Origin of the sequence: Kitasatospora sp. GP30 (genome assembly GCF_029892145.1) — a bacterium.
Taxonomy (GTDB): domain Bacteria; phylum Actinomycetota; class Actinomycetes; order Streptomycetales; family Streptomycetaceae; genus Kitasatospora; species Kitasatospora acidiphila.
Window position 1 is genome coordinate 122,248 of sequence record NZ_JARZAH010000005.1, and the last position, 9,535, is coordinate 131,782.

General features: G+C 71.7%; 8 protein-coding genes. 3 read left to right on the forward strand and 5 right to left on the reverse strand.

What is annotated here, in order from left to right; genetic code table 11:
* Window positions 1–2: 2 nt before the first annotated feature.
* Window positions 3–1,823 carry a glycoside hydrolase family 15 protein gene (locus P3T35_RS10520; protein WP_101384454.1) on the reverse strand — a complete coding sequence of 607 codons (1,821 nt, stop codon included), beginning with the start codon at window positions 1,821–1,823 and terminating at the stop codon, window positions 3–5.
* Between the two features lie 277 nt (window positions 1,824–2,100).
* On the opposite strand from P3T35_RS10520, the gene P3T35_RS10525 reads away from it, so the two are divergent.
* Together P3T35_RS10525 and P3T35_RS10530 are read left to right on the forward strand one after the other, a co-directional pair.
* On the forward strand, window positions 2,101–3,054 hold the full coding sequence (locus tag P3T35_RS10525) for a DUF389 domain-containing protein (protein ID WP_101384455.1): 954 nt from the start codon (window positions 2,101–2,103) through the stop codon (window positions 3,052–3,054).
* Between the two features lie 247 nt (window positions 3,055–3,301).
* Window positions 3,302–4,222: an aldose 1-epimerase family protein gene (locus P3T35_RS10530; protein WP_218976750.1), complete on the forward strand. Its 921-nt coding sequence runs from the start codon at window positions 3,302–3,304 to the stop codon at window positions 4,220–4,222.
* A gap of 126 nt (window positions 4,223–4,348) precedes the next feature.
* On the opposite strand, the gene P3T35_RS10535 is transcribed toward P3T35_RS10530, so the two are convergent.
* Window positions 4,349–5,782 carry a DUF2252 domain-containing protein gene (locus P3T35_RS10535; RefSeq protein ID WP_101384456.1) on the reverse strand — a complete coding sequence of 478 codons (1,434 nt, stop codon included), beginning with the start codon at window positions 5,780–5,782 and terminating at the stop codon, window positions 4,349–4,351.
* A gap of 308 nt (window positions 5,783–6,090) precedes the next feature.
* Between P3T35_RS10535 and P3T35_RS10540 the strand changes: the two genes are divergently transcribed.
* Complete coding sequence (locus P3T35_RS10540) at window positions 6,091–6,840, forward strand: SpcZ (RefSeq protein ID WP_101384457.1); 750 nt, start codon at window positions 6,091–6,093, stop codon at window positions 6,838–6,840.
* A 34-nt stretch (window positions 6,841–6,874) separates the two neighbouring features.
* Here P3T35_RS10540 and P3T35_RS10545 read toward each other — a convergent pair whose 3' ends face one another.
* The 3 genes from P3T35_RS10545 to P3T35_RS10555 are packed head-to-tail and all read right to left on the reverse strand — an operon-like array spanning window position 6,875 to window position 9,499.
* Complete coding sequence (locus P3T35_RS10545) at window positions 6,875–7,747, reverse strand: TauD/TfdA family dioxygenase (RefSeq protein ID WP_101384458.1); 873 nt, start codon at window positions 7,745–7,747, stop codon at window positions 6,875–6,877.
* Window positions 7,748–7,794: 47 nt separating this feature from the next.
* Window positions 7,795–8,487, reverse strand: coding sequence for a hypothetical protein (locus tag P3T35_RS10550; RefSeq protein ID WP_180356816.1), 693 nt, complete (start codon window positions 8,485–8,487; stop codon window positions 7,795–7,797).
* On the reverse strand, window positions 8,450–9,499 hold the full coding sequence (locus P3T35_RS10555) for a GSCFA domain-containing protein (protein ID WP_101384459.1): 1,050 nt from the start codon (window positions 9,497–9,499) through the stop codon (window positions 8,450–8,452). The genes P3T35_RS10550 and P3T35_RS10555 overlap by 38 nt, the downstream gene beginning before the upstream one ends.
* Window positions 9,500–9,535: the final 36 nt, after the last annotated feature.

Consider the following 9,535-nt stretch of genomic DNA (forward strand, 5'->3'; position numbering starts at 1 on the left):
GGTCAGCGCCCCTCCTCCGCGTCGAGTGCCCGGTCGAGGGTGGTGGCCGCCATGATGAGCGACAGATGCGTGAACGCCTGGGGGAAATTGCCCAGTTGCTCGCCGCTCGGACCGACCTCCTCGGCGAACAGCCCGACGTGGTTGGCGTAGGTCTGCATCTTCTCGAAGGTGTAGCGGGCCTGGGACAGCCGCCCCGCCCGGGCCAGCGCGTCGACGTAGAGGAAGGTGCACAGACTGAAGGTGCCTTCCGAACCGCGCAGCCCGTCCGGCGATGCCGCCGGGTCGTAGCGGTAGACGAGGCTGTCGGAGACCAGCTTGCGGTCCATCGCGTCGAGCGTGGACAGCCAGGTGGGGTCTCTCGGAGAGATGAACTGGACCATCGGCATGAGCAGCAGCGAAGCGTCCAGGACGTCGCCGTCGTAGTGCTGGACGAAGGCGCCCTCCTTCTCGCTCCAGCCGCGTTCCATGACCTGCTCGAAGATGGCGTCCCTGGTGTAGCGCCACTTCTCCAGATCGGCGGGCCGGTGGAAGTGCTCGGCCAGGGTGAGCCCGTGGTCGAAGGCGACCCAGGCCATCACCCGGCTGTAGGTGAAGTCCTGGCGGCCGCCGCGGGTCTCCCAGATGCCCTCGTCCGGCCGGTCCCAGGAGTCGGCGAACCAGTCCAGTGCCCTGGTCAGTGCCTTCCAACCCTGGTAGGTGGCCTGCTGCGCGAGCTCGCGGCCCTGGGACACCGCGTAGATTGCCTCGCCGTAGATGTCCAGCTGGAGCTGATCGGCGGCCCCGTTGCCGATGCGGACGGGGTAGGAGCCGCGGTAGCCCTCGAAGTGTTCGAGTGTCTCCTCCGGCAGGTCGGGGTCGCCGTCGATCCGGTACATCGTCTGGAGCGGCTCGTCCTCCTTGCCTTCGCGCTCATGCAGCCTCTGCACGAGCCAGTGGACGAAGGCGATGGCTTCGTCGGCGAAGCCGAGGTCCAGCAGGGCCCGCACCGACAGCGCGCCGTCGCGCACCCAGGTGAACCGGTAGTCCCAGTTGCGCTCCCCGCCGACCTGCTCGGGCAGGCCCGTGGTGGCTGCCGCGATCAGGGCGCCGGTGGGGGCGTAGGTGAGGAGCTTGAGGGTGATGACCGAACGGTGCACGCGCTCGGGCCAGCGGCCCCGGTAGCGGGACTGGCGCAGCCAGTTCTGCCAGAACAGGCCGGTCTCCTCGGCCTGTCTGGCGAGGCTGTCGACCGAGGGGGGTGTGGGCGCCTGGCCGCCGGACGCGCAGACGGTGAACACGGCGCCACCGGCTTCGCCGGCGCTCAGCGTCACCCTGCCGCGTACGTCCTGGCCGTCCCGCTCCAGCGGGAAGGTGGCCTGCAGGTGCGCGTCCATCCCCGGGGCCCGGAACAGGCCGCGGTTCCCGTCGAGTTCCAGCTGGTGCTCCGCCCGGCCGTAGTCGAAGCGCGGCCGGCACTCGAGGGTGAAGTCGACGGTTCCCCGCACGGCACGCACCACCCGTATCAGGGTGTGGCGGTCGGTAGCGGTGCGGGTCCGGTCCGGCGGCATGAAGTCCACCACCTCGCCCACGCCGTCCGGCGACATGAATCGGGTCACCAGCACGGCCGTGTCGGGGTAGTAGAGCTGCTTGCTGGTCCCGTCGGGGCTCTCGGGGGCCAGCCGCAGGTACCCGCCGCGGTCATGGTCGAGCAGGGCGGCGAAGACGCTGGGCGAGTCGAACCGGGGAGCAGCGAACCAGTCGACGACGCCCTGCGACGAAACGAGCGCCGCGGTCTGCAGGTCACCGACCAGGCCGTGCTCGGCGATGGGAGGGTAGCGGTCCATGGCTGCTCCGAAATCTCGGAAGATGCCCCCGTCTCCACTATCCGATGGGTCGCCAGTCCCCGCCACGTTGCAGCGGTCGATGGCCGCTCGCCCAGGGCCGGCCGCGACGGCGGCCCGCGGACCTGCGCCGATGCGACCGTGACCGCTGGCGCCGAGTGCCGCACTCGGCTTGCCGACGGCACTGCCGGCGGGCGTTACTGACTGGGTCGGCCGGGCAATGGTGCGCGGGCACCGCGGGGCCTGGGCGCGGCCGCCGGCCGGGCGATGGAGGTTGTGCATGGAGATGATCCACGTCCGACTGGTGAGCCCTGCTGATCTCACTCCCCGGGCAGTCGGGCTGCTGACCGCCGACCGCTACGTCTTCAACCTGGTCGTCCTTCCCGACCTGGTGCGCAATCCCGACGGCGACGCGGTCGAGTGCGACATCCTGGCGGGTGCGGCCAACGCCGTGCTGCACGGTCTGCGCGAGCTGGAACTCGACCGACGCGGATCCATCGTCATCGAGCCGGTCGAGATGGCCTTCTCCGGCCAAGCGGCCGAGGCCGAGCAGCAACAGCTCGGGGCGCTCGCGCACGCGCCGGTCTGGGAGGAGGTGGAAGCGCGCATTCGCGCCGAGGGCACCTATCTGCCGAGCTTCTACGTCTACCTGGTCATCGCCGGCGTCATCGGGGCGGTGGGAATCATCACCAACTCCCAGATCCTGATCGTCGCGGCCATGGTCGTCGGACCGGAGTACGGCGGCATCACCAGCGTCGCGCTGGGCATCGACCAGCACAAGGGCTCCAGGATCCGGCAGGGCCTGTTCGCCCTGACCGCGGGATTCCTGCTGGCCATCGTGGTGACCTTCCTGTTCTCGTGGATGGTCCGGGGCCTCGGCCTCCAGCCCAGGGCATTCGACCTGGGCATCAGGCCGGTCTCCAGTCTGATCGACGCCCCGAACTTCTTCTCCGTCGTCGTTGCGGTGCTGGCCGGCATCGTCGGGATCGTGTCCCTGACCCAGGCCAGGACCAGCGCGCTGCTCGGCGTCTTCATCTCGGTCACCACCATCCCGGCCGCCGCCGACATCGGCGTCTCCTGCGCGTTCTCCAGCTGGCACGAGGCGCGCGGATCCCTGGTCCAACTCCTGCTCAACATCGTGCTGCTGATCGCGGTGGGGGTGCTGATGCTCAGATTCCAGCGGGCTGTCTGGCGGCGCATCGGCCGGCGGCGCGGCCGCTCGGCCGGCCGGTGAAGCCGTCGTCCCGCCCGGAAGGCGGGGGAGCGCCCGGGTGCCGACCGGGGGGTGGGGCGCGGGCGCGCCGATGGCTGCTGCCGTGGCCCCGGCGGGCGAACCCGCCGGGCGATTCCACCCCCGGGAACGTGTCGCGCTTGACCGGGCCGGTGCGGGGCCGCACGCTCCCGGTGAGGAGGCCGCACCGCAGGCCACCACCTCGGTCCGCGTCCGAGGACGCCGACCGGGCGGACCGAGGAGGCCACGCGTGCAGGAGAGACCCACCGGACGGCAACTGTCCCTGCGTCACGGCGCGCACAGTGCCGTCATCGTCGAGCTGGGCGCGGCGCTGCGGTCGTATGCGGTCGGTGGACGTGCCGTGGTCGACGGATTCGCCGAACAGGACCGGATCACCGGGGGTCGCGGCCAGCTCCTGGTGCCGTGGCCCAACCGGATCCGGGACGGCCGGTACCGCTGGGACGGGCAGGACCTGCAGCTGCCGCTCACCGAGCCGGCCGGCGGCAACGCGATCCACGGGCTGCTCCGGTGGGTCGCGTGGCGGGTCGTGGAGGCGAGCGGCAGCCGGGCGGTCCTGGAGGTTCCGCTGTGGCCGCAGCCGGGCTACCCGTTCCACCTCCACGTCCGCGCCGAGTACGCCCTCGGAGAGGGCGGGCTCGAGGTCGCCGTGACCGCGCGCAACGTCGGCATGGGCGCCGCACCCTACGGCTTCGGCCAACATCCCTACGTCACTGCGGGCACCGCGGTGGTCGACCAGGCGGTGCTGACCGTCCCCGCGCGGACCTGGCTGCGCACCGACGAGCGCGGCCTGCCGGTGGCCGCGGAGCCGGTCGCCGGGACGGCGTACGACTTGCGCACGCCACATGCTGTCGGGGCGCTCCGACTGGACACCCCGTTCGGCGACCTCGACCGGGGCACGGACGGGCGGGCCGTGGTGCGCCTGGCCCACCCGTCGGGTGCGTTCGGTACGGACGTGTGGCTCGGTGAAGGCGCCGACTACGTACAGCTCTACACCGGCGACACCCTCGCACCGGGGGAGCGCCGTCGCGCGGTCGCCATCGAGCCGATGACCTGCCCGCCGGACGCCTTCCGCAGCGGCACCGGCCTCGTCAGCCTCGGCCCCGGCGAGCAGCACACGGTCCGCTGGGGGATCGCGCCGTGGGGCGACTGACGGCGGCATCGTGATCGTCGCCTGGCGCTCCTCGGTGCCGAGTACCGCGGCGACGCCATCACCGGACTGGCGACCGGAACCCTGCAGCTTCACACGTACGCCACGGGAAGATCGCTACTAGGGCTGTCACGCCGAGGGCTCCACGGTCTCTGCCTGCAGCCGGCCGGTTGTGACCGCGTCGAGGAGCGCCTGATGGTCGCGCTCGTTCTGGTCGGCGTAGGACTCGGCGAAGGCCGCAAGCGCGCGGTCGAAGGAGTCACGGCGGCCGAGGTAGGCGGCGATGGCGATTCGGTCGCCGGACCTGGCGTGCGCGCGGGCCAAGGTGGCGCCGCACAACTCGCCGAACGCTCGCATGCCCTCCGGCAGCATCTCCTCCGCCACGGCGATGCCCTTCCAGTCGCGCAGTTGGCGGATGTAGAAGTCGCGGCGCCGGCCGTCGATGCCGTCCACCCGCTCCCAACCGAGGAAGATGTCGCTCGCGGCCTGCATCAGCCGCTGGCCGGAGACCACCCGCTCGCCCTGGTTGCGGTACCGGCTCGCCCCGACGTGGGCCGCGAGCACCGAGTCGTCGGCCTCCTTGGCCTGCAGGAACAGGGGGTCCTGGCCGTCCCGGCCGAGCAGCAGCAGGATCCAGCACCGGGTGCCGACACTGCCGACCCCGACGACCTTCCGGGCAATGTCCACGAGGTGGTACTGCTCCAGCAAATGGCGCCGGTCCGAGGCCAGGGTGCGACTGTAGCGTTCGACCAGGCCGTGGATCTCCTGTTCCAGTTCGCCGCGGGTCACGTCGGGGAGCAGGTCGGAGAGCGGTACCAGCAGCGGCGGGTCGGCGGCGATGCGGACCTGGTCGTCCACGCTCTCGGTGAGCTTCTCGAAGGCCTGGAGGCTGTCGCGGGTGCGGGCCTTGGCCAACTCGCGTGCGAGGGCCTTCCGGCCGTGCTTGTGGATCCGGCTCGCGGCGAGCTCCTGGAGACGTTCCGCGTCCATGCGCGCATACCAGACGTCCAGGTTGCGCATCTGCGCGAACCGGGCCATCGCCTCGCGGTACGACCGCACAGTGGCCCGAACGATGTCCGCTCGCACGGCGTCGTCGAAGCCGTTCGCGCGCCCGGCGATGACCAGGCTGGCCGAGAGCCGCTTGACGTCCCACTCCCAGGGCCCTGGCAGGGTCTCGTCGAAGTCGTTGATGTCGAACAGCAGTTGCCGCTCCGGGGAGGCCAACAGCCGGAAGTTCAGCATGTGCGCGTCGCCGCACAGTTGGGCCCTGAATCCGGAGTCGGGCGAGCCGGCCAGGTCGGAGGCCATGATCGCGGCGGCGCCCCGGTAGAACCGGAAGGGGGACTCGCTCATTCGGCCGTAACGGATCGGCACGAGTTCCGGGACCCGGCGGGCGGACTGGGCCTGAAGGATGTCCACGGGGTCTGGCCGGTCCTTCGGCGGCCGGTACTCCGCATGGCTCGACCGGGGCACGCGGCGACGGGCATCCCGGCCGCGTGCCGCGCGCTCCTCGGGAGGGACGTGCACCGCCCGGCGCGGGGCGGCGGCTGTCTCCTGCGGCATCCAGGGCCTCCTGACTGACTGGTGACCGGAACGGACAGAGCACCTGCTCTCCAGGCCGATCATCGCGGCCCTGGCCCGATCCGGCATCACGAGATGGCTGAGCCGCGAGGCCGCCGGGTCGGCGCGGCCTCGGGAGGCGCAGGTGCAGCACCCGTCGCACCGACGCCCGCCGGGCAGCGGGCGGCAGGGGCTCCACAAAACCCGGTTCGGCTCATAAAGTGATCATCGGCTCGCCCGTCCCCGGCAGTTGACCACGGCTCAGCACGTGCCGGGTCGGTTCGCAGACCACCACCCCAGGAGTCGCACCCATGACCACACCTGAAGCCGCCACGGAACGGGAGACGTTCGAGGCCTTCCTCTCCTCCCTCGGCGCCGACGGACCTGCGGCCGGACCCGAGTGGCTCAGGAGCGTGGGCGAGGCGCTCTTCGAGGCGATGGAGGCCGACGCGGGGAGGGACTGGGCGCGCCGGATGCACCGTGAGCTGGTGCGGCTGGACGGGGAGGTGCCCTTCAGCGTCGTCCACGACTGGCACCACCTCAGCGTGCGGCCGGTCCTGGCCGAGGCGAGCGAGCGGCGCGGCGGGGTCCCCGCTGGGCACCAAGCCGTGGCAGCCCTGCACGAGCGGGCGTCCAACGGCGAGCGGATCGGCGAGCCGGCCTGGACCGCCGCGCTCGGGCCCGCGCTGCGGGAGCTGTACGGGTACGCCTACCCCTATGCCGACGCCCATGCCGCGGCCGCGTCGGCGGCGGGCACCTACGCGTTGGCGAACGGTTACGGCGAGGCCGAGGCCGCCGCGTACGGCGCGAGCTATGCCGAGCTGAACACCGAGGCCAACGCGCGGGCCCACGCCGACGCGAACGCCCTCGCGAACGCACCGGCCGTGGCGCGCGCGTTGGCGGCCACGGACCCGGTGGCCTACGCCGCCACGTACCCGGCCGCGCGGGTCCGGGCCGTCGTCCGGGCCCACGCGGAGCAGGACCGGACGAGGACGAGGGATGTTGGCGCGCGGCTGGCCGAAGGCCTCGCCGACAGCCTGGCCCGAGTCGCAGCGGCCTGACGGCGAGCGGCGGACCGAACCCGCCCGAGCGGCCTCAGCCCTTCAGCGGGCCGCCGTTGATCGCCACGCGCTGCCCGTAGCGCGTCAGGGGGTGGTAGTCGTACGTCGCGTGGTGCTGGACGCAGCGGTTGTCCCAGAAGACCAGCGTGTTGGGGGTCCAGCGGACGCGGCAGTGCAGCAGGGGGCGCTCGGATATGACCTTGAAGAGCATGTCGAGCAGCGCCCTGCTCTCCTCGGCCGACAGCTGCGGAATGCGGCCGGTGTAGGCCCGGTTGACGTAGAGGACCTTGCGGTCGGTCTCCGGATGGCGCACCACCAGCGGGTGTTCGCTCTTGGGGATGACGTAGTCGGCCGGCGGGGTGTAGCCCTGGAGGGCGATGCGGCCGTCGTGCACGGCGGTCAGGCCGTCCAGCAGCTCCCGCATGGTCGGCGACAACATCTCATAGGCCAGGTGCATGTTGGCGAACAGGGTGTCGCCGCCGCTGCCGCCCTCCGGGACGCGGGTGATGTAGAGCATCGACCCGAGGGACGGTTCCGCGTCGGCGGTGCCGTCGGCGTGCCAGCCGTTGCCGGCCACGTTCTCGGCCTCCGGGCTGGTGCTGATCTCCAGGATGTACGGATCGGCGTCCACCGGGGGCGGGTTGACGGGGCGGAGCTCGCCGAAGTGGGCGGCGAAGCGCTTGTGATCCTCGGGCGTGATGATCTGGTCGCGCAGGACCAGCACGTGGTGGTCGAGGAAGGCGGACTTGAGCTCCGCCAGCTGCTCCTCGGGTAGTACCTGCGAGAGGTCGACGCCGGTCACCTCGGCGCCGATGACCGGGGTGAGGGACCTGACCTCGATGGTCCGGTACTTCCGCGCCGGCCTCGTGGTGAGCTGCTTGACGGCGTCGAGTTCGTACTGCTCCATGGGGTCCTCCTGGGCGGGGTGGGGGGATTCGGATCGGGAGGGCAGAACTACAGGCCGTGCTCCAGCAGTTCGGCCAGGATCAGGCGGCCGAAGGCGAGATTGCCGTGGATCGCGTCGTCGGGTTCGCACAACTCGGGCCGCTGGAAGCCGTGTTCGTCGGTCGTCCGGGCCCGCAGATCGACCATCTCGACGCCGAGGCCGGTCAGCGCCTCCCGGATGACGTCCTGCGCCGCCATGAAGACCAGCGGGTCGGCGTGCGCCGGTACGCGTTGCGGTGGCATCACGGCCAGCACCCGCAGGCCCAGGCCGAGCGCGTGGCGGTAGAAGGCCAGCGCCGCGCGGACCGAGGCGCGGACGATGTCGCCGAACAGCGCGCTGGACAGGAAGCCGGGCATCAGACCGTTCGGGCCCCGGTAGATCTGCCAGTTGTCGGCGGTGGCGACGAAGTGGGCGCTGAGCCCGAGGGTCGAGACCACCGGCACCGCAATTGCTCCGAGTTCCGTCACTTGCAACCCGCGCAGGAAGCCGCGGTAGTGCTGCTCCGCCTCGGGCCCGCGGAACACGACGTCCGCGTCCCGTGGTTCGAAGAAGTCGTCGGTGAACTCCCGTCCGGCGCCCAGCGGTCCGCCGTCGAAGGGCAGGCCGGCCGCGCGAGCGGCCCGTCCGATCGGGCCGGCGTGCGAGTCGCCGAGCAGCAGGAACCTAGCGGGAGCGGTAGTAGTCGAGGACGGCGTCTTCACAGGGGTCTCCTCCCGGTTCTGCGGTGGGGGTCGGTGACGGTCGCGGCCCGGGGCCGGGCGCGCCGAACGCGGCCAGGAAGTGGCGCAGGACGAAGTCGACGCCCTCGGCTGTGACGGTCCGCAGATTCGGCTCGTACCAGGAGCCCTTGAAGGGAGCTCCGGTGACGAGCTCGTACGACGGGAAGTAGTCGACGTGGGCGTGGTCCCGTGCCAGCTGCCCGGCGACGGCGCGCAGGACGGACTTGGAGTGGCTGTTGGCGCTCAGCACGTGCTCACCGGTCGCGGTCGCGGTCAGTGGGACCGGCGAGACCGTGAGCAGGATCCGCAGGTCCGGATTGGCTGCGCGGGCCACGGCGATGGCCGCCACCAGGTCGCGGTGCACCTCGTCGAAGGTGGCGTGGTGGAAGACATGCCGCTCGGCGTCGAAAGTGCCGCGTACGGTGCCGGGGCAGACCGGGTACGTCGTGCCGTCGGTGCGGTCCCGCCACGCCTCGGTCAGCCCCAGGGTGAAGACCAGGCAGCTCGCCGTGGTGATGCCACGGTGGATCGCGGCGAGGGTCGCCTCCCGGGCGCCCAGCATCTCCTCCTCGGACGCCCAGCCGTCCGGCTCGACGGCCGGGCGGTAGGGGTCGTAGTACCGGCCGTCCTCCAGCCAGGCCGTGCGGGGCGCGGGGGTGTGGCCGAAGGCCCAGGACAGCCACTGGTGCAGGACGGCAGGGGTGTAGATGTTGCCGGTGCGAAACGAGAACAGGCCGTAGTGGCGCTTCCTCCGCTGCTCCCCGGTCAGCCCGGGAGGGGCCGGTTCGGCGTCGTGCCAGTTCATGCCGCGCTCCAGCAGGGCGCGACCGAGGTGGGCGGCGAAGCAGGAGCCGGCGGTCAGGACGGGATCGTCCTGGCCGAGGGCGAACTTCGGCGTCCAGAGGCCGTCGATGGCGAGCGGGTCGGGCTCGGCCACGGCAGGGCGCCAGAAGGAGCGAACCGGCAGTGACCGGTAGGGGTTTGCGGGGCTCACGGCAGTGCGCCTTTCGATGGTGGGGCGGCCGGGCGG